At 45.7% G+C, this 18,962-nt stretch carries 19 protein-coding genes; 12 read left to right on the top strand and 7 right to left on the bottom strand.

The genetic code is table 11. The annotated features are described in order from the left end of the window. Window positions 1-233 precede the first annotated feature (233 nt). Window positions 234-1,025 (top strand): enoyl-CoA hydratase/isomerase family protein, encoded by a 792-nt coding sequence (locus tag ACFSKO_RS11535; RefSeq protein ID WP_380251647.1) that lies wholly within the window; start codon window positions 234-236, stop codon window positions 1,023-1,025. Window positions 1,026-1,099: 74 nt separating this feature from the next. Here the strand turns inward: ACFSKO_RS11535 and ACFSKO_RS11530 are convergent, their stop codons facing one another. Then, a complete protein-coding gene (locus ACFSKO_RS11530) occupies window positions 1,100-2,104 on the bottom strand; it encodes a zinc-dependent alcohol dehydrogenase family protein (RefSeq protein ID WP_380251645.1) in 1,005 nt (334 codons plus the stop codon). 137 nt (window positions 2,105-2,241) lie between these two features. Between ACFSKO_RS11530 and ACFSKO_RS11525 the strand changes: the two genes are divergently transcribed. Further along, window positions 2,242-3,198 carry a LysR family transcriptional regulator gene (locus tag ACFSKO_RS11525; protein ID WP_380251643.1) on the top strand — a complete coding sequence of 319 codons (957 nt, stop codon included), beginning with the start codon at window positions 2,242-2,244 and terminating at the stop codon, window positions 3,196-3,198. A 272-nt stretch (window positions 3,199-3,470) separates the two neighbouring features. After that, window positions 3,471-3,857 carry a PAS domain-containing protein gene (locus ACFSKO_RS11520; protein WP_380251641.1) on the top strand — a complete coding sequence of 129 codons (387 nt, stop codon included), beginning with the start codon at window positions 3,471-3,473 and terminating at the stop codon, window positions 3,855-3,857. A gap of 3 nt (window positions 3,858-3,860) precedes the next feature. Here the strand turns inward: ACFSKO_RS11520 and ACFSKO_RS11515 are convergent, their stop codons facing one another. Together ACFSKO_RS11515 and ACFSKO_RS11510 are read right to left on the bottom strand one after the other, a co-directional pair. Then, window positions 3,861-4,277 (bottom strand): PaaI family thioesterase, encoded by a 417-nt coding sequence (locus tag ACFSKO_RS11515; RefSeq protein ID WP_380251639.1) that lies wholly within the window; start codon window positions 4,275-4,277, stop codon window positions 3,861-3,863. A 58-nt stretch (window positions 4,278-4,335) separates the two neighbouring features. After that, window positions 4,336-4,815, bottom strand: a complete 480-nt coding sequence (locus tag ACFSKO_RS11510; protein ID WP_380251637.1) for an Lrp/AsnC ligand binding domain-containing protein — start codon at window positions 4,813-4,815, stop codon at window positions 4,336-4,338. Between the two features lie 150 nt (window positions 4,816-4,965). On the opposite strand from ACFSKO_RS11510, the gene putA reads away from it, so the two are divergent. Next, a complete protein-coding gene (gene putA / locus ACFSKO_RS11505; protein ID WP_380251635.1) occupies window positions 4,966-8,103 on the top strand; it encodes a bifunctional proline dehydrogenase/L-glutamate gamma-semialdehyde dehydrogenase PutA in 3,138 nt (1,045 codons plus the stop codon). Between the two features lie 123 nt (window positions 8,104-8,226). Continuing rightward, a complete protein-coding gene (locus tag ACFSKO_RS11500) occupies window positions 8,227-8,739 on the top strand; it encodes a hypothetical protein (protein WP_380251633.1) in 513 nt (170 codons plus the stop codon). A gap of 49 nt (window positions 8,740-8,788) precedes the next feature. Here ACFSKO_RS11500 and prfH read toward each other — a convergent pair whose 3' ends face one another. The 3 genes from prfH to ACFSKO_RS11485 all read right to left on the bottom strand — a co-directional run bounded on the left by prfH (window position 8,789) and on the right by ACFSKO_RS11485 (window position 11,496). Continuing rightward, window positions 8,789-9,421, bottom strand: a complete 633-nt coding sequence (prfH, locus tag ACFSKO_RS11495) for a peptide chain release factor H (protein WP_380251631.1) — start codon at window positions 9,419-9,421, stop codon at window positions 8,789-8,791. After that, window positions 9,421-10,578 (bottom strand): RNA ligase RtcB family protein, encoded by a 1,158-nt coding sequence (locus ACFSKO_RS11490; protein ID WP_380251629.1) that lies wholly within the window; start codon window positions 10,576-10,578, stop codon window positions 9,421-9,423. The genes prfH and ACFSKO_RS11490 overlap by 1 nt, the downstream gene beginning before the upstream one ends. A gap of 366 nt (window positions 10,579-10,944) precedes the next feature. After that, entirely contained in the window at window positions 10,945-11,496 is a 552-nt protein-coding gene (locus ACFSKO_RS11485; protein WP_380251627.1) for a cysteine hydrolase family protein, read from the bottom strand. A gap of 100 nt (window positions 11,497-11,596) precedes the next feature. On the opposite strand from ACFSKO_RS11485, the gene ACFSKO_RS11480 reads away from it, so the two are divergent. Next, complete coding sequence (locus ACFSKO_RS11480; RefSeq protein WP_380251625.1) at window positions 11,597-12,586, top strand: GlxA family transcriptional regulator; 990 nt, start codon at window positions 11,597-11,599, stop codon at window positions 12,584-12,586. 40 nt (window positions 12,587-12,626) lie between these two features. Here the strand turns inward: ACFSKO_RS11480 and ACFSKO_RS11475 are convergent, their stop codons facing one another. Continuing rightward, complete coding sequence (locus ACFSKO_RS11475; RefSeq protein WP_380251623.1) at window positions 12,627-13,223, bottom strand: hypothetical protein; 597 nt, start codon at window positions 13,221-13,223, stop codon at window positions 12,627-12,629. A gap of 166 nt (window positions 13,224-13,389) precedes the next feature. Here ACFSKO_RS11475 and ACFSKO_RS11470 point away from each other — a divergent pair, with 166 nt between their 5' ends. The 6 genes from ACFSKO_RS11470 to ACFSKO_RS11445 are packed head-to-tail and all read left to right on the top strand — an operon-like array spanning window position 13,390 to window position 18,885. Next, complete coding sequence (locus ACFSKO_RS11470; RefSeq protein ID WP_380251621.1) at window positions 13,390-14,319, top strand: glycosyltransferase family 2 protein; 930 nt, start codon at window positions 13,390-13,392, stop codon at window positions 14,317-14,319. Window positions 14,320-14,334: 15 nt separating this feature from the next. After that, complete coding sequence (gene rfbF / locus ACFSKO_RS11465; protein ID WP_380251619.1) at window positions 14,335-15,105, top strand: glucose-1-phosphate cytidylyltransferase; 771 nt, start codon at window positions 14,335-14,337, stop codon at window positions 15,103-15,105. Window positions 15,106-15,144: 39 nt separating this feature from the next. After that, window positions 15,145-16,215, top strand: a complete 1,071-nt coding sequence (gene rfbG / locus ACFSKO_RS11460; protein WP_380251615.1) for a CDP-glucose 4,6-dehydratase — start codon at window positions 15,145-15,147, stop codon at window positions 16,213-16,215. Next, on the top strand, window positions 16,215-17,447 hold the full coding sequence (locus tag ACFSKO_RS11455) for a methyltransferase domain-containing protein (RefSeq protein ID WP_380251613.1): 1,233 nt from the start codon (window positions 16,215-16,217) through the stop codon (window positions 17,445-17,447). Before rfbG ends, ACFSKO_RS11455 begins: the two co-directional genes overlap by 1 nt. Then, on the top strand, window positions 17,444-17,977 hold the full coding sequence (gene rfbC, locus ACFSKO_RS11450; protein ID WP_380251611.1) for a dTDP-4-dehydrorhamnose 3,5-epimerase: 534 nt from the start codon (window positions 17,444-17,446) through the stop codon (window positions 17,975-17,977). Before ACFSKO_RS11455 ends, rfbC begins: the two co-directional genes overlap by 4 nt. Then, window positions 17,974-18,885: an NAD-dependent epimerase/dehydratase family protein gene (locus ACFSKO_RS11445; protein ID WP_380251609.1), complete on the top strand. Its 912-nt coding sequence runs from the start codon at window positions 17,974-17,976 to the stop codon at window positions 18,883-18,885. The genes rfbC and ACFSKO_RS11445 overlap by 4 nt, the downstream gene beginning before the upstream one ends. Window positions 18,886-18,962 lie beyond the last annotated feature (77 nt).

Genomic DNA, 18,962 nt, shown 5'->3' with positions numbered 1-18,962 from the left:
TGTTTTACTGCCTCAATTTTGAGGCGTATAGAATAAATTGCTTCTGTTTAACCTCTGCTCTGCTTCGCTGCAACGAATTTTAGGTGCAAAAATGCGCGTAACATAACCTTAACATAGTTGGGGCGTAACTGGTGATGGTGAGGCTTTGTCTCGCTCTTGCCAAAGGGGGCATGAAAGAGGCAGTCTTCGCAGAAGAAAATAGTCTTTGTTGTGACAGCTAAAAGAGGTTTGCGATGAGCGATGTGCAAAGTGAGTCGGTTCTGCTCAAGCTTGAGGGAACAATTGCGACTGTCACATTAAACCGACCTGAAAAACTGAACGCCTTTAATTTGGAGATGTGGCAACGTCTTGGCGATGTCATGGAGGATCTTGGGTCGAATGATCATGTTCGCTGTGTGATTATCAGAGGGGCTGGAGGGCGCGCCTTTGCAGCGGGGGCGGATATCGCCGAATTTGAACAGGTGCGGTTTTCTTCCAAGCAAGCTGTACAATACGCCAAACCCATGGACCGCGCCGCCGAGGCCATACGCGATTGTCCCCATCCGACGCTGGCCTTTATCGAGGGCGCTTGTATGGGGGGCGGACTAGAGATTGCAGCGCAGTGTGATCTTCGCATTGCCAATAAATCGGCTAAATTTGGTATTCCAATCAACAAAATTGGCAATGTTTTACCCTATCCGGCGATGTTGGCGCTGGTGGACTTGGTGGGGAGGAGCGTCACGTTTGAACTTTTACTGGAAGGGCGCATATTTACGGCAGAGGAAGCCTATACTAAAGGGCTTGTCGGGCGGCTTGTTGAGGACCGTGATGCAGAAGTTGAAGTCTATGCGTCAGCAAAACGGATAGCGGAAGGGGCGCCGATGGTGGCGCGGTGGCACAAACAGAATGCTACCCGTGCGCAAAACCCCAAGCCGTTGAGTGCTACGGAAAAGCTGCAACCTTTTCTCTGTTGTGATACCCACGATTACAAAGAGGGTATCAGGGCCTTTCTCGATAAGCGCCGTCCTAATTTCAAAGGAAAGTAATTTTGAAAGGCCAAAGAACATAGGGGCGCCAAATCGGTGGACGCCCCTTACAAGAGTGTTCGGTTGGAAATTATTTAGTTCACGATTGCGATCTTGCCAAAGTGGCTCGCGTTTTCCATGGTTTGGAATGCCGCAGGTGTTTCCTCAAAACTGAAAACCTGATCTACAACAGGGCGAATTTCGTGTTTAGAGATCTGTGCGAGCATATTCTCAAACATCTTTCTGTTGCCGACCATGATGCCTTGCAGACGAAGCTTCTTGAACAGGATCGGCAGGGGAGAAATGTTTTCCCCGATACCCGCTTGTACGCCGATCATCGTAACTTCACCATTAAAGGCTGCTGCGTGGAGTGATTGGTTTAGAGTTCCAGGGCCGCCTGTTTCTATCACGATATCAGCGCCGCGCCCTTCTGTAAGGCGGAGAACTTCCTCTGCCCAATCGGGGGTCGTACGATAATTGATTCCAATATCGGCTCCCATTTCTTTGGCGCGGGATAATTTCCCCTCACTGCTCGAGGTGATGATGACCTTGGCACCTGCGGCTTTGGCAAACTGGAGGGCAAAAAGAGACACACCGCCTGTTCCCAGTGTAAGGACGGTTTGTCCTGGTTTGAGGTTGCCTGTTTCCATTAAAGCGTTCCAGGCCGTTAGCGCGGCACAGGGCAGGGTGGCGGCTTCTTCGAAGCTGAGAAAATCAGGGATCTTGACCAGGGCATGAGCTGGTAAAATGACTTCATCTGCGAGAACACCATCAATGGCACCGCCCATTGCCACGCCATCAGAAGAGGCCATGCCATCCATCCAATCCCGCCAGAAAAGATTGGCGACACGATCTCCAAGTGCGAGGCTATTGACATTTTTCCCAAGGGCAATAACTTCTCCTGCGCCGTCGGACAAAGGAATGAGGCCGCCTTCTTTAACGCCGGGGTACGTGCCATTTGCGACCATGAGGTCACGTTTGTTGAGGGAGGTCGCCCGAATGCGGACCCGTACTTCACCTGCGTCGGGTTCCCCGACAATAATATCTTGTTGTTGAAGGTTTAACTGCTTTTCGTCAGGGATAACTTTCCAGGCTTTCATAATGTTCTCCAATATTAATTGAGTGTTAAAATAAGGGGTTAGTCGGTGTTGATCTGAAGATAAGAAACTTATTTCCATATCACTAATTTATTGTTTGAATGATATTCATATGATTTGTGAATGTATTTGGTGGGCCAATGTCGAACGTAGATTTAAATCTTTTGGTGGTTTTTGATGCTGTGATGACAGAGCGTTCTATTACCGGGGCCGCAAATCGAATTGGGATGACCCAACCGGCTGTTTCTAATGCCGTGGCTCGGATGCGGCAGGTCTGGAACGATCCTCTTTTTGTAAAAAATGGACGTGGGATTAAACCCACGCCCCATGCTGAAAATCTTTGGCAGCAAACTCGAAATCCATTATTGGAAATACGGCAGGTGACAATAGGTGGTTCGTTTGATCCAGCAAGTTCAACGCGAGTATTTCGTGTTGGATTAACAGAACACCCCGTAGATATGATATGGATACCGTTGCGTCGGGCGATCGAAACCCAAGCTCCGAACATATCAATTCATTCTGTGCCTATTCACCGTAACACAGAAGAATTACTCTTGGATGCTTCAGTCGATCTGGCTGTGCATTATTATGTCGGTCAGCATAAGCAGATTCGATCCTCCTGGTTATTTTGCAACAAACTAGTTTGTGCTGTCCGACCCGATCACAGAATATTGAAAGACCTAAATCCAGAGGGTGTTCTTCCTCTTGATAAGTATCTTGCTGAAGATCATTTGATGGTATCGTTATCAGGTGAAGCACGGGGGAATGTGGATGAAGCACTTGCGCAACAAGGGTTGCGCCGAAGAGTTGCCATGACGGTTAATCATTTCTCGCTTATTCCCTCTATCCTCAAAGACAGTAATTTGGTTTGTGTTACGCCCCAATCTGTTGTGGCGCGAGAGGTTCGTGCCGGTAACCTTTCTATTGTTCCATTATCCTTCGATGTGGAACCTGCGCCAATATCTCTTCTTTGGCATACGCGCCAAGATAGAGATGCTGGCAATATTTGGATGCGGAAACTTATCTCACGGTTTGCAAATGCTGAGACCGCAAAAATGGCGGCCTGGTTCGGTGGGGAGAATGAGAATTTGGATTAAAATTCGGAAAAGATCTGAGAGATAATTTTTTCTAAGTATGATTGTATAAGGTATTCAATCATAGGTTTGTTTTGCTGAGCCCAGAAATACGAATATACTTACACGGAATAGGATGCTGGTTGTGAAATGATTTTATAGACTTAGTTTCCGGAAATGGTTTTTCATATATGTATCAAATCTTGGACCTAGCAGAAATCCCGGAAAGTAGTCCGGTTTTTTTTATGGCTAAGTATTTTCTGAACTTGCCTTGTGAAGGTGTCAGGGGGGCTAGTATGGCAGCTGTTCCTTTTTGGTCAGATTTCGATCCTGCCGAGATTCGTAAGATCCTGCCATGGACAATGGTCATGCAGCGAAATGGCCCCAATCCTGAGGGGCATCTTATTAAATTGGAGGGGCAACGTATTATCGAAGCCTCTGGTATTAATTCCATGGGTAAGACATTGGCTGAGGCTTTTGAGCCTGAAATGGCCAAGACGAAGTGGGAAGAGATGGAAATGGTCGCGCAAGAAAGGCGACCTTCTTATACTTTGAGCCCGGTACCTCGGGATGATCGTGCGTTTATTGATATTTATCGGGGATGTTTTCCGTTTTGTGATGGGGTAGGAACAATAAATCGATTGGTTGTGATCGTTGCTCCAGTCAATGATGAAATTACTTAGCCTTTAAAAGATTTTCATAACCGCTTCTCCTTGTCCAACAAGTTGTCCTTCTTGATTGTGCACTTCGCACGATAAGAATTTGATATGTTTTCCTCCGCCTTTAAGTACGCCAACCGCTTTGAGGTGATCTCCGACATTTGCTGCGGAGGTAAACTGGGTACTGAGTGATAATGTAACGGCTTTTCGTATCTTGGTCGGATCAGGGTTGTGAATGATGGCATATCCGCAGGCGGTATCGATCAGTGTTGCTAGAACACCACCGTGCATGATGCCTGCCCGGTTAAGGTGGCAGGTGTCGATGGCGAGGGAAACCGTTGCCTGTCCCTCTGTCCAGTCCGAAAGGCTGTAACCTATGTGTTGTCCGAAGTTACTGAGACGATCTACTTCTCTAGATTTAGTGGTATCTTTGTCGTTAACCATTTTGTGTTCCTGTTAAGTGTGGCAGGGCTATTCTTTGTCCGAGTAAAAGTCTTGCTAATCAGAAATTGTCCTTAACGGGTAAGATATTGGTATTCTTGACTTCTTCCATCACCACGTAGCTGTGCGTTTGAGATACACCCGCTGTTGCCGCAAGTTTATCACCGAGAATTCCACGGTACTCAGCCATATCTGCTGCTCTTACTTTAATTAAATAGTCGAATCCACCAGACACCATGTGACATTCAAGAACTTCTGGAATTTGTAACATGGAACGTTTAAATTCCTCAAAGGCCCCTGATGTGGTCTTTTCCAAGGTAATTTGAACATAAACCAACAAGCTGGCATTAATGCGAACTGGATTGAGCGTTGCCATATATCCTTTGATATAATTGCTTTGCTCTAATCGACGAACCCTTTCAAGACAGGGAGTTGGGCTCAGGTTGACCTGTCTAGCCAACTCGACATTTGAAATGCGACCATCTTCTTGAAGGACCCGCAGTATATTACGATCAATACGATCAAGTTTTCGTTCACTCATATCAGAACATATAACTGCAATATGCATTGATTACTAGAGATAATGCTAAGAAATTTTGATATTTGGTAGGACATTTCGCTATTTCAGGCGTAAAATTCTAACCAGAAAAATATCAAACGCACATTAAATGTGGTTTCTGGGAATTGATAAATGATTATTGATAAGAAATTGGCTAATGCCACTCCCTTATTAGCTGCCCTACGTGGGGCCTATCGTATGGACGAAAGCGAAGCCGTAACGGCCTTAATCAACGCGCTGGATTTACCAAACGATGCTCTTGATCGAATTTCGGCTCGGGCGCGTGATCTTGTGAAAGAAGTGCGTAAGTCACGCATTGGCCAAGGCGGTATTGATGCTTTTATGCACGAGTTCGAGCTTTCATCCAAAGAAGGCGTTGTTCTGATGTGTTTGGCCGAAGCGCTTTTACGTGTTCCTGATAGTGAAACCATTGATAAATTGATCCGAGATAAATTGACATCTGCTGATTGGCAGGCCCACCTTGGTCATAGTGAATCCATGTTTGTGAATGCCTCTACTTGGGCCTTGATGCTCACCGGGCGCGTGGTAAATATCAAAAAAGATGAAAGCAAAGACTTTACCGGGCTTCTCCACCGTATGGTTCAAAAAAGTGGTGAGCCTGTAATCCGTAAAGCCGTTCGTCAGGCGATGAAAATTTTAGGTCGCCAGTTCGTGATGGGCCGGAATATTAAAGAGGCTCTGAAAAGAGCAGTTGAGGACGAAAAAAAGGGCTATCGTTATTCCTACGACATGCTGGGCGAAGGCGCTCGGACCATGCCGGATGCTGACCGTTATTTTGAAGCTTACCGGGTTGCGATTGAAGGAATAGGTAAGGCTGCCAATGGGCGGGGAGCTATTAACTCGCCGGGCATATCAATTAAGTTATCTGCTATCCATCCCCGTTATGAGTTCAGCCACCGCGACCGCGTTATGAACGAAGTCGTGCCACGCTTAAAGGAGTTGGCGCTGGCTGCAAAGAAATATGATATTGGCCTGACTGTTGATGCTGAAGAAGCCGATCGTTTAGAGATCTCTCTCGAGGTGCTAGAAGCTGTTTCAGGGGACCCGGACCTTAAAGGGTGGAACGGTTTGGGGCTGGCGGTACAGGCTTATCAAAAGCGATCACCTTTTGTGGTCGATTTGTTGGCCGACATGGCACACCGCCATGGTCGACGTCTTATGGTTCGACTTGTAAAAGGGGCTTATTGGGACACGGAAATTAAAGTTGCACAAGAAGAGGGTCTTGAAGGGTACCCGGTTTACACCCGTAAGGTATCAACGGATGTTTCCTATCTGGCTTGTGCACGTAAATTATTGGCCGATCCTGAAGCTTTCTATCCACAATTTGCCAGTCATAACGCGCATACTGTGGCTTCCATTCTTGAAATGGCAGGGGTCGAGCAGGATTTTGAATTTCAGCGTCTTCATGGCATGGGCGAAGCACTCTATGCCCAGGTCGTGGGAAAAGAAGGAAAAGGGCACCCGGTTCGGATTTATGCTCCGGTTGGCAGCCACGAAGATCTTTTGGCCTACCTTGTGCGTCGCTTGTTAGAAAACGGCGCGAATTCTTCATTCGTGAACCGAATACAGGATGAAAAATTGCCAATTGATGAAATTATTGCAGATCCAATCCTAAAGGCAAAAGGTCTGTTTAAGATCCCCCACCCTAAGATACCGCTCCCACTCCACCTTTATGGAACAGAGCGGCATAATTCCAAAGGGCTGGATTTGGCAGATGCCGTTAAGCTTGCTGCGCTTGGTTCGGAAGTGAAGACTTTCGCAACAAGAGGCTGGAATGGTGCCCCTATTATTGGTGGCGTCGAACAGGCTGGTGTCAATCGAACTGTGACCTCGCCAAGTGATCGTCGCAATAAAGTGGGAGAGATTGCCTGGGCTTCAAAAGACCAAGCAGAGCAGGCGCTCGCCCGCGCTGATCGCGCTTGGTGGAGCTGGGATCAAACTCCCGCTAATCATCGTGCGGACTGTCTGGATCGCATGGCGGACCTCATGGAAGATAACACAGCGGAATTAATGGCGTTGTGTATGCGTGAAGCCGGAAAAACCACGGCGGATGCGATTGCTGAAATTCGGGAAGCTGTCGATTTTTGCCGTTATTACGGAGTGAAATGCCGTAAGGATTTTGGCGATCCTTTGATTATGCCTGGACCAACCGGGGAGCGAAATGAGCTTTCTCTTCATGGTCGTGGGGTGTTCCTTTGCATCAGTCCATGGAATTTTCCGTTGGCGATTTTCTTAGGTCAAATCTCTGCGGCTCTAGCTGCTGGAAACACAGTAATTGCAAAGCCAGCGGAACAAACAGGATTGGTTGCAGCAGCTGCAATTAAACTTTTCCATCGTGCTGGTATTCCGGGTGATGTTCTGCATCTTCTTCCTGGAGATGGGCCGACGGTTGCAGGACCTTTGTTGTCCGACCCGCGTATCAAAGGTGTTGCCTTCACGGGTTCAACAGATACAGCCAAATTGATCCAGCGTGCGTTGGCGGCGCGTGATGGCGAAATCGTTCCTTTGATTGCAGAGACAGGCGGTCAGAATGCGATGATTGTGGATTCAACGGCTCTTCCGGAACAGATTGTGCGTGATGTTTTGGCATCCTCTTTCCAGTCGGCTGGACAGCGGTGTTCCGCACTTAGGGTTCTTTTTCTGCAAGAAGATGTTGCAGATAAGATTTTGACCATGCTGGCGGGCGCTATGGATGAACTTGGTGTGGGGGATTCTTCTTACCTTTCCACGGATGTCGGCCCTGTGATCGATGAAGATGCACGCCAGATGCTTCAAGATCATATCGATCGCTTGAAAAAAGAAGCCAAACTTATCCGAGAACTGCCTTTGCCTGCTAATGTTTCAAACGGAACCTATGTTTCTCCGGCTGCTTTTGAAATTACCGGATTGCACGTTCTGGAAAAAGAAGTTTTTGGCCCCGTACTCCATGTCATTCGCTACAAGGCATCTGAGTTGGATAAGATTATCGATCAGATCAACGGCTCAGGTTTTGGGTTAACCCTTGGTATCCACAGCCGGATTGATGAGACTGTTGATTACATCTGTAAACGGGTACGGGTGGGCAACACTTATATCAACCGAAATCAAATCGGGGCGATTGTTGGTGTGCAGCCTTTTGGCGGCATGGGACTTTCAGGAACGGGGCCAAAAGCCGGTGGGCCGCGTTATTTGCACCGCTTTGCAACCGAGCATTCGATCTCGATCGATACGACAGCTGCGGGGGGGAATACTTCCTTGATGGCACTTTGATCCGGGCTTGATCAAAAAAGAGATACAAAAACCCGGCTATGGTTATCTGCAGCCGGGTTTTTATTGCCTTGAGGTCAGAATAAACTATCGTGAACTTTTTTAAGGAGCCGATGGTTCCTGCTCTTGAAAGATGACCCATTGCATAAAGATGATCTCGAAGAATTTGTGTTGGAAGGGATCAACACAGATGAAGAACTCAGGTGGTTTGAGCGTCCAAACTTTGGCGCTATTTGGCGTGCCGAATTCCAGTCGTCTTTGACCAAGGGATTTTTGTTTTTGGCGGGATTTTCTGGAATTTTATACGCCTTAAGCTTAGTGTTTTCGATCTTTGCAACAGTTTTTGCCCTCCTCTTTATCACGGCATTGGGCGCGGTGATCTTAAGGCTGTCCTGGATATATTATCTTGGGCGCAGGCTCAGTTATGTAATTACATCCAAGCGACTTTTGTATCTTCTCGAAGTCGGACGTCCAATCGAATACAAATCCTATTTTCTTTCCGAAATCAACATTGTTGAACGACAGGATCTCCCAGATGGAAGCGCTGCCATCCTCTTGCCAGAACAAGACGATGGCCTTTATGGGCTTGATGAAGCGGGGACCGTAGAACAGTTGCTGTGCAAAGTTAAATCGGGATAAAAGCATCGACATTGATAGAGCTTTCAACGTCGATGCTTAAATTGCGGATTTAAATTTCTTTGAATTTTACTCCTTTGAAACTGCGTATCGGATTGCCTCTTTCAAGTTGATGATGCAAGAGGTTTTCTTTCCGCTGTGCCTTAGCATTCTTTAGAGTTTGGTGCAGTGCTATCTGTTCGGCCAATCGTTCAATTGCAACTTGTTTGTTGCGATGCTGGGACCGTTGGTCTCGAACCACAACGGCAACCCCGCTTTTTATGTGTGTGGCTCTTACGGCTGAATCAGTGGTGTTTTGGTGTTGTCCTCCCGGGCCTCCAGCCCGAAAGGTATCAAACCGTATTTCAGACGTCTCAAGTACATCCGAAATCGCCTGTTGATGGTCAAGTTTGAATACACCAACAAACCAGTTTCGACGTCGATGCTTGGGCCTGACGGGGCTTTCGCATATCCATTGGATAGTACCGACCCAACGTTTTGAAAAATCCTGTCGATTGATGCCATGCAAAGAAATCACAGCTGAAACCGGGCCGTGTGTATCTGGTTCAGACACAATTGTCAGGTCCAAATCAAGCCCGGAATTTTTTGCTTCTTTGCTAATTTCTTCTATAACATGGCGAACTGCTATCCGACACTCGGTTGGGCCGTTACCGCTAGAGATCAAAAGTCGAAGTGGAGAGGGCATCACCTGTACTCCTCTTTCCTACTTATGACTTTCTTGAAGGTTACCAGAGGCTGAAGCGTTGCGACGGATGTTGCGAGCTTGAAAAGCTCAAGATCTCTGAGGACGTGATTTGCATTTTTGTAGGCTTCTGGTGCTTCCTCGATTAGAAGGTGTTTGTCTTCACATACGACATGACCACCAAAGGATGTTCGTTGTAATTTTATTTGATCAGACTTTTTATTCCGGATACGACCATGCATTGAGCTTCGGTCATACTTTCGTCCTGCACCATGTGCGAGTGAAGAAAGAGCATCGTGAACTTTTTCTCCTGGTGAAAGAAGATAGCTCATTGAATCTCTTGAACCCGCTAGAGGAATTAAAGGGATGTCTGCTTTTGCGGCTCCTTTACGATGAAGATAATGACCTTGGTATTCCTCGATTAAATTATGCGGAGAATCAGAGATTAATTTAAAGTCTGTCCGAAGAGATTCTGCAGCACGTCTTGCGATCAAATAACGGTTTAAACTGGCCCATTGAACAGCGCGGTTGTGAGAGGCTATATATTTCTCGGCCTGTTCAGTTAGGGGGGATAAACCGGCATTAAGCTCATTTAAAACGGAACTGAAAACTTGCATTCCCAAACCGCGTGAACCTGAATGGACCAGAAGGCACGAGGTGCCTTTTGAGAGATCAGCCTTTTTGGCAAGCTCACTGTTATTGATTTGAACAACGGTTTGGAGTTCACAAAAGTGATTTCCACCTCCTATTGTACCAAGAGAAGAAGGAAAATCTTGAGGTGGTAGGCTATTCTCTTCGAGTAACGCACAAGCATTTCCTAGCCATTTTCCTTCGAGAACACGAAATTTTTTTGCGATTTTTTCGGGTTTTATTTTTCTGGCAGGAAGGTCGAGTATGAATAATGACATTCCACAACCGATATCATTTCCAATTAATTGCGGATATAATAGATCAGAGAGAATAGCGCAGCCGACGGGGCCATATTTCCCTGGGTGTAAGTCGGGAAAAGCCGAGACTTTTTGTACGCGATTGAGTTGGGAAACATGTTGGAGTTGTTCCTCTGCCTTTCCTTCAATCCAGGCGGAAGTCGAGTAGTGTCGTTGAATGGTAGCATCGCTCACATTTGAAAGCGACGTACGATTTTTTATTAAAGTGCCCATGATTGTGGCCTTTGAAAGTAGGTAACTTTGGTCGAGAAGTTATAGCTTCTGGACCTTAGAACCTGGCATCGGCGAGTTCTCAGCCTAGCCTAGGATCATTACCCCTAGGGGCAAACAGCGGGATACCTGCATCATCTTGCTCCTGTTTTCAAAGTGGTTGGTAATAAAACAACGTCTTCGTTCTGCCATAGTGGCTTGGATAAGACTTCGTGTTGTTTCGTTGTGAGTTCCCATCTACCGGACATAGTATTTTGGCGCAAGTATCATTACTATTATACTCGCCATTTACGTGTTTACTGTAACATAAATACAACAATTTAGTCCTTCTAGGAAAATTAATACCTATAAGGACTCATAGCAAAGTTGTTATGTCCGACTTATTGCTTCATCTGTTGAAATGACTTTAGCATAAGCAAATGCAAGGCCTGACATGAAGGCATTATGAACCTGTGCCGCGGGGGTGATGTTGCCGTCAAATTCCAAATCGAGAGTTGCGCAAGCATCTTTGGCAACGGTGCAGTCAAAGCCGTAATCTGAGGCTGCACGGGTTGCTGCATCGATGCACATGTGGCTCATGGAGCCGACAATCACGAGTTTGCTGATATTTTGTTCCCTCAAGGCTTGCAATAGATCTGTGTCCTTAAAACAGTTGATTTCCGATTTAATGAAGATTTGCTCTTCTTTTAAAGGAAGGACAGTTTTGTGAATTTCAGAACCTGAGGTTCCTTTTGCAAAGAAAGGGGCTTCTGTGTTGTCAGAAAGATGGCGAACATGAAAAACAGACAGGTTATTGTCTCGGAAATGTTTGAGAAGGCGCACAGCTTGATACGCGGCTTTTTCTTGGTCAACAAGAGGCCATTTTCCATCTGAAAAATAATCGTTTTGAATATCAATAAGGAGTAAAGCGGTGTTGGACATTGTATTTTCCTGATTTGAATTATGTGTAGCGCTATTAAAGGAGGAATAAGTCGTTTAGAGTATGGGCGGATCTGACGTAATAGAGGTGAAATCCGACATAATGAGTACCGTCATCAAAATTGGTATATTGTCCTACCCAGGTGTCATGAGGTCTGCGCTTCATGGCCTGGGTGAAATTTTTGAAGTGTCCAATAGAATAAGATTGGACTATTCCGAAGCCTCTTGGCCAAGGTTGGAATGGAGTTACTGGTCGACAGATACTGATTCTGTTCCTAACTTGAACGCCTCTTCTCATTCCTTAATCACACAAGCGATATCGACGTCAGATCAATCATTGGATGTTATTGTGGTTCCGCCATGGATGGAAAATATAGGTGCTGATGAACAGGGGGCTGTTCGTAGCGATTGGTTACGAACTCAACATCAAAACGGGACGGTTCTGGCTTCAGCGTGTGCGGGGGCGTTTCTTTTGGCGCAAGCTGGAGCCTTGAATGCGCGGCGTGCGACAACACATTGGGGGCTTGCGGATGATCTCAAGGCAAGCTTTCCAGAAATCATTATGTGTGAAGAAGAGCTTCTTATCGACGATGGAGACATCATTACAGCAGGAGGAATGATGGCATGGATGGATCTTGCCTTGAGAATTGTTGAACGCTTTGCTGGTCCTTTTTTAGCTATGAAGCTAAGTAAGTATTTTTTGATCGATACTGGAGCTCGGGATCAGCGTTATTATCAGAGCTTTGTCCCAAATTTTGGTCATGGTGATCCGGATATTCTTGTAATTCAGCAGTGGTTACAGATCCATTTTAAGGAAGCAATTTCCGTTAAAGGTCTTGCTGATGACAACAACCTTACGGAGCGGACTCTTCAACGGCGGTTTGCCAAGGCGACCGGGCACGCCCCATCCGTTTATATTGCGCAACTTCGGTTGCAGAAGTCTCGAGAACTTCTTGAAAGCAGTCAAATGTTGATTGATGAAGTTGTCTGGCAGGTGGGATACGAAGACCAGAGTTCTTTTCGTAAGTTGTTTAAAGCCCATGTTGGTTTGACGCCAAGCGAGTACCGAAAGCGCTTTAAAATAAATAGTTAAGCAGTAAATTCCGTTTATGTGGTTTCTGGTATTGGAAAGTTTAATTTTCAATAATCTCTTTTAACTGAATCAATTTTTGTATTTCTCTTTCTAACTCTTTGGCTTCTCGAATATCGGTAAAACCTATTTTAACATCATGCGTAACGGATTTTGGGGACGGGGCGTCTTTTCTGTTACTGCTTGAAACGGTAGTAATCTGTTTTTTTGCAAACAGAATATTACCGGTTCCATCAGTGTGCTCTGTTCGTTCCAAAAACTCTAGCTTGTGGATGTCAAAGCTCTGAACGGATTTCTTCTTATAATCGTTTATAATTAGAAGGCGATTGCTGGTGAGGGCATAGAAAGTCTGTGTTGCTCGAATTTTTGCTTCTTTTGTCTTGTTTACCAGTTTTCTCGCCAAAAATAAAAAAGGAAGGCCAAAAAATGCAAGTGCTAATCCCGCAATTTTTCCAGTTGAAAAGCTGGTTATGATGACACCGACCATCCACAGAAGTACGACGAGTATAATTAATTTCCCAAAGATTGAAGCCTTACGTTTTTTTTGAGATCGTCGATTGATGTCTGGCGTATCAGCCCAAATTAAAGTCTCGGTTTCTAGTAACTCTTCTTTCGCGCGTTCAAGAGGATTTTTTTTCACTGCTGCAGGACCTGTATTAAGTTTTGTTGTTGCTGAGGCTAAGGTGATAGAAAATAAATCTAATGTATTTTTCGCTCCTCTGCCATGGGTAGGATGTGAATATTCTTGCTATCAAGGGGTAAGGTTTCTAAATTGTGCCACAACTTTTTTGTAGGTCTCACTTGAAATGAAAACCACCCCACCTGATTTGAAAGCCAAAGACATATGGTCCCGATTGACGGTTTTAACTGTCACCCATAATGGGGGGGAAGTTATTGGTGGTATGTTGCAAACAGTGCCAACTGAAGCGCCCCTTATTGTCGTGGATAATGCGTCAACAGATGACAGCCTTGATATTGTTAACAAGATTGCACCACACGCTCGTTTGATTGTGAATGAAATTGGCCTTGGGTATGGTAATGGGATGAATTGCGGCCTTAGGGAAGTCGAAACAGAATTCGCCTTATTGGTTAATCCTGATTCAATTCTGACGGAAGAAGCTATTATCTCTTTAGTTCAAGCTGCGGATCAGTTTCCTGATGGTGGTCTATTCGGGCCCAGTATCCTCAATCCGGATGGCTCTGTTGAGCTTTCTCACGATGTAAATTTGTTTAATCGTAAAGTTTTGGGCAAACGTGTTGGGGAGGTCTGTCCTGAAGGACCGCTTTGCGCAGATTTTGTTTCTGGCGCAGTTATGCTTTTGAGAATGAGTGCGGCAAAAGCCGTCAATTTTTTTGACCCTGAAATTTTTCTGTACTACGAAGATGACGATATTTGTATGCGTTTTCGTCAGGCAGGTTACGGAGTTATTCTTGTTCCTGATGCTGTTATTACTCACATTGGTGGTGGTTCAGTAAGACCTAATCAAGCTTATTATTGGGAAAAATTCTGGCATATTTCGTGGTCGAGGCTCTATTTTGAAAAGAAATACCATGGCTTAAGCCAATCCCGAAAATTGGCATGGAAATACGCTTGTAAATATGCTTTGAAAGCTTTGGGTTATACGGTTGTTCTGAAACGGAGTAAGGCTTGGAGAGACGCAGCTCGTTGTGCTGGGGCTCTAGGCTTTTTGAGGGGGAAGCGCGCTTCTGTCGTGCCCGCAGTTGATATTAAATAAAGAAAGATATTAAAGATGAAAGCTGTAATTCTCGCTGGGGGACTTGGAAGTCGAATTTCTGAGGAAACAGACCTGAAGCCCAAGCCAATGGTTGAGATCGGTGGCATGCCTATATTATGGCATATCATGAAGATTTATAGCAGTCATGGGATCAATGATTTTATTATCTGCCTTGGGTATAAAGGCTACGTCATTAAAGAATATTTTGCGAACTACTTCCTTCATAACGCTGATGTGACAATCGATCTCGCAAACAATCAGCTTGAATACCACGCATCAAAAGCTGAATCATGGAAAATTACCCTGGTTGATACTGGCCCGGTTACTCAGACGGGGGGACGAGTTAAGCGAGTTGCCCCTTATCTCGATCCGCATGAACCTTTTTGTCTGACCTATGGTGATGGGGTTGGAAATGTTAATGTGCGCGAAAGTATCGAGGCGCATAAGAAGGCGGGACGTAAAGCCACAATGACAGTTGTGACACCTCCCGGGCGGTTTGGTGCTGCGATTATTGAAGGCGACGGCGTGTCTGCTTTTACTGAAAAACCGCAAGGCGAGCGGGGCCGTATTAATGCAGGCTATTTCGTCTGCGAACCTTCTGTTATCGATCTGATTGACTGTGATAGTACGATTTGGGAAAAAGAGCCCCTTACGAGGTTGGCCGAAAGCGGTGAACTGACGGCTTTTTCCCATCAGGATTTTTGGCAACCGATGGATACCTTGCGTGAGAAAAATGAACTCGAAGCTATGTGGGCCAGCGGTAAGGCCCCCTGGAAAACTTGGTAAGGTAAACGTGGTAGGGAATATGTTAGTGCAGTCTTTTTAATGAGCGAAGCTATCAAACTGAATCCTGATTTTTGGGTTGGAAAGCGTGTGCTTTTGACCGGGCATACCGGGTTTAAGGGGGCGTGGCTCAATCAGTGGCTTCGTATACTCGGGGCTGACGTTGTTGGATTTTCTCTTCCCTCTGCGACAGAACCAAATCTTCATGGTTTACTTGGGCATGATGATGCTCACAGTAGGATTGGAGATTTGAGAGATCCGGCTACAATTACAAAAGTCGTGCGTGAACACAATCCACAGCTCGTATTGCATCTTGCAGCCCAGGCTTTGGTTCGTCGCAGTTATCGTGATCCGTTGGAAAGCTTTGCTACCAACGTTATGGGTACTGCCAACCTCCTGGAGGCATTACGACCCTGTGATGCTCTTGAGTCCGTACTTGTTGTCACAAGCGATAAAGCTTACGAGAACGACGATCGCGGCATTCCTTTTTGTGAGGGAGATGCTTTGGGGGGCAAAGATCCTTATAGTGCCTCAAAAGGCTGTCAGGAAATAGTCACACACAGTTTTGCCAGGAGTTACTTCGGTGAAAAGGGAGTGGCTGTTGCCACTGCGCGTGCAGGGAATGTAATTGGTGGTGGTGATTGGTCAGAAGATCGTTTAATGACCGACCTGATCAATGGTTTTTATAAAGCACAAGACATTGTTCTTCGAAATCCATTGGCCACGAGACCTTGGCAGCATGTGCTTGAACCTCTAGGAGGGTATCTCCTCTTTGCACAAGCACTTGCCACAAAGGAAATAGTTAATATACCTGCCTTGAATTTTGGTCCTCACGGATCAGATTCTGTACAAAGCGTTGTGGAGAAAATGCTTGCACTGTGGGGTGGTGATCATAAATGGCACCTGGATGGTGCAGAGCAACCCAAAGAAGCCCATGCGCTCGCACTTGATGTTACACTTGCTCGCGAAGCGTTGGGATGGCATCCCCGCCTTGATTTGAGTGAGACGTTACAGTGGATCGTCTCTTGGCATAAAAAACATGCTATGGGTGAATGTGTGAAGCAGATCACATGCTCTCAAATTGAAAATTTTCAGACTTTACTGGCGAAATAATGACCAAGCTTACCTGTCGCTCTTGCGGTACCGAACTCAAACATACCCTCCTTGATTTGGGAGAAACGCCATTGGCTAACTCCTATGTTGAGTTACAAAAAGCAGATCAATCGGATGCGCAATATCCTCTCCATGCAAGGGTGTGCAGTAATTGCTTTTTGGTTCAGGTTGATGACGTTGTGCCGCCGGAAGATATCTTTTCAGATTATGCATATTTCTCGTCTTTTGCTTCCAGTTGGGTCGAACACGCAAAACATTATGCCGACAATGCCGAGAAACGTTTTGGACTAAACTCTTCGAGCTTTGTCGTTGAAGTTGCCTCTAATGATGGTTATCTGCTGCAACATTTTGTAAACAATGACATTCGAGTTCTGGGTATTGAACCCGCAGCAAATGTTGCAGAAGAAGCACGGAAAAAGGCGGTGCCGACCGAAGTGACTTTTTTTGGTAAACTAACAGCTGAAAAAGTTCTAAGTGAGCACGGACCTGCTGATCTTATGGCGGCGAACAATGTCTTGGCTCATGTTCCTGATATTAATGATTTTGTGACCGGTTTTTCCACACTCCTGGCTGATCAAGGGGTGGTAAGTTTTGAGTTTCCAAGTCTTTTGAACCTGATTGAAAACGTTCAATTTGACACGATTTACCATGAGCACTTCTCTTACCTGTCTCTCTTGGCTATTGAAAAGTGTTTTGAGCGAAACGGGCTGCGGGTATTTGATGTTGAAGAACTTCCCACCCATGGCGGTTCTTATCGGGTATGGGCCTGCAAAGCATCATCTGCGCGCGAAGAAACAACCACTTTACATATGGTGCGTCAAAAAGAAGTGTCGGCCAAGCTTGATAAGATAGCTGGTTATGAAAATTTTGAACCCCGCGTGAAAAAACTCCGTGAAGAGTTAATAACCTTTTTGACCAAGGCTAAGGCTGAAGGGAAAAAAGTTATTGGTTATGGCGCGGCAGCAAAAGGGAACACTCTTTTGAATTATTGTGGGATTGATAAAAATCTCATCTCACATGTCGCAGATTTGAGTCCACATAAACAAAATACCCTGCTTCCAGGTAGCCGTATACCTGTGATCGCGCCCTCTGAGATCGCAGTTCTTCGACCAGATTACATCCTTATTCTTCCTTGGAATTTAAAAACGGAAATTTCAACCTCTCTTTCTTATGTCAGTGAGTGGGGATGCAAATTTGTTATTCCTGTGCCAACGACAGAGGTCCTTTCTTGATTTTTCAAAAGACAGAAATTGATGGGTTGCTATTAACCGATCTTGAGTCTTTTAGCGATGAGCGCGGCTTTTTTGCTCGTGCGTTTTGTGAAAAATTGTTCGCCGAAAATGATGTGGCTTTTTCGATCAATCAAATTAACCTGTCAGGGAATGTCTCCAAGGGGACACTTCGCGGCCTACATTACCAAGCTGAACCAAAGCCAGACCCCAAAATTGTCCGCTGTATTCGCGGTGCAGTCTGGGATGTCGTTGTTGATCTGCGTAAAGACTCTACCAGTTATTTGAAATGGTTTGGCACGGAGTTATCTGCCGATAACCGTAAAGCCTTTGTGGTCCCTGGGGGGTGTGCTCATGGTTTTTTGACGCTCCAAGGCGATAGTGAATTATTGTATCTTATGGGCGAAGAATTCGTGCCCGAATTGGCTGGGGGTCAACGTTGGAATGATCCCGCCTTTGGCATTGTTTGGCCGGCTAAGCCTGAGATCATTACCGATCGCGATGCGAACTACCCAGATTACGTAAGTCCATGAGCCGGATACTTGTAACGGGTGGATCTGGATTTATCGGCCGTCATGCTGTCGTGGCACTTGAAAAATCGGGGCATGATGTCGTTCTCTTGTCTCGATCAGGATCATCTAGTCCATCCGGGTATGATTATGTCGTTGGTGATCTTCTAAAGGTTGGAGATCCAGAGCGCATTGCCAAAGATGCAGGTGCGGACCTTTTGCTGCACCTTGCCTGGGAAACTGAGCACGGCCATTTTTGGAATGCAGAATCAAACCATCTGTGGCGTGAGCAGACAATAAGTTTGGTATCGGCATTCTGGAAAGAGGGCGGCCAACGCGCAGTTTGTGCAGGAAGTTGTGCAGAATACGATTGGAATAACCTTTCAAGCACTGATGATCTTGACGAATACAATTCTCCCCAAAATCCAGAAACCCTCTATGGGCAGAGTAAACTGGATTGTTTCAAAGCGTTAACTTTGAAGAGTGATCATGAGAAATCTTTTGCTTGGGGGCGGGTATTTTTGCTTTATGGCGCAGGCGAAACCCCAACACGATTTGTGCCTTCGATAGTGTGCTCCTTACTTTCTGATAAAGAAGCGCGGATGTCTTCGGGAACTCAAGTTCGAGATTTCATGGATAGCCGGGATGTTGGTAGGGCTTTTGCTTCACTGTTGTTATCCGGTGTCGAGGGGGCGGTAAATATTGGAAGTGGGCACGGTTATAAACTTCTTGATGTTGCCAAACTGATTGCAAAAAAACTTGAAAAAGAAGAGCTACTAAAACCGGGAACTTATCCTGATAGAGAGAATGAACCATCGCGCCTTGTTGGAACTGTTACGCGCTTGAAGGAAGAAGTTGGCTTTCAAGGAGACTACACCTTGGATGAAGGGCTTACTGATTGTCTTAAATATTGGCAAGGTAAGACTGGTTGAGGATTTAGTAAACTAGGATTTTAATAAGCTGTCTTCGATAAATATGACAAAGCCCGGCTCCAATTGGAACCGGGCTT

The organism is Kiloniella antarctica, assembly GCF_042682825.1.
Classification (GTDB): domain Bacteria; phylum Pseudomonadota; class Alphaproteobacteria; order Kiloniellales; family Kiloniellaceae; genus Kiloniella; species Kiloniella antarctica.
This window is presented reverse-complemented; position numbering and strand designations above follow the sequence as displayed.

Excerpts from the sequence above, each read along its gene's own strand:
- ACFSKO_RS11510 (WP_380251637.1), bottom strand. The coding sequence starts at position 4,815 with ATGAGTGAACGAAAACTTGATCGTATTGATCGTAATATACTGCGGGTC.
- ACFSKO_RS11520 (WP_380251641.1), top strand. The coding sequence starts at position 3,471 with ATGGCAGCTGTTCCTTTTTGGTCAGATTTCGATCCTGCCGAGATTCGT.
- putA (WP_380251635.1), top strand. The coding sequence starts at position 4,966 with ATGATTATTGATAAGAAATTGGCTAATGCCACTCCCTTATTAGCTGCC.
- ACFSKO_RS11480 (WP_380251625.1), top strand. The coding sequence starts at position 11,597 with ATGAGTACCGTCATCAAAATTGGTATATTGTCCTACCCAGGTGTCATG.
- ACFSKO_RS11525 (WP_380251643.1), top strand. The coding sequence starts at position 2,242 with ATGTCGAACGTAGATTTAAATCTTTTGGTGGTTTTTGATGCTGTGATG.
- rfbF (WP_380251619.1), top strand. The coding sequence starts at position 14,335 with ATGAAAGCTGTAATTCTCGCTGGGGGACTTGGAAGTCGAATTTCTGAG.
- rfbG (WP_380251615.1), top strand. The coding sequence starts at position 15,145 with ATGAGCGAAGCTATCAAACTGAATCCTGATTTTTGGGTTGGAAAGCGT.
- ACFSKO_RS11445 (WP_380251609.1), top strand. The coding sequence starts at position 17,974 with ATGAGCCGGATACTTGTAACGGGTGGATCTGGATTTATCGGCCGTCAT.
- ACFSKO_RS11470 (WP_380251621.1), top strand. The coding sequence starts at position 13,390 with ATGAAAACCACCCCACCTGATTTGAAAGCCAAAGACATATGGTCCCGA.
- prfH (WP_380251631.1), bottom strand. The coding sequence starts at position 9,421 with ATGCCCTCTCCACTTCGACTTTTGATCTCTAGCGGTAACGGCCCAACC.
- ACFSKO_RS11490 (WP_380251629.1), bottom strand. The coding sequence starts at position 10,578 with ATGGGCACTTTAATAAAAAATCGTACGTCGCTTTCAAATGTGAGCGAT.
- ACFSKO_RS11535 (WP_380251647.1), top strand. The coding sequence starts at position 234 with ATGAGCGATGTGCAAAGTGAGTCGGTTCTGCTCAAGCTTGAGGGAACA.
- ACFSKO_RS11455 (WP_380251613.1), top strand. The coding sequence starts at position 16,215 with ATGACCAAGCTTACCTGTCGCTCTTGCGGTACCGAACTCAAACATACC.
- ACFSKO_RS11515 (WP_380251639.1), bottom strand. The coding sequence starts at position 4,277 with ATGGTTAACGACAAAGATACCACTAAATCTAGAGAAGTAGATCGTCTC.
- ACFSKO_RS11530 (WP_380251645.1), bottom strand. The coding sequence starts at position 2,104 with ATGAAAGCCTGGAAAGTTATCCCTGACGAAAAGCAGTTAAACCTTCAA.
- ACFSKO_RS11485 (WP_380251627.1), bottom strand. The coding sequence starts at position 11,496 with ATGTCCAACACCGCTTTACTCCTTATTGATATTCAAAACGATTATTTT.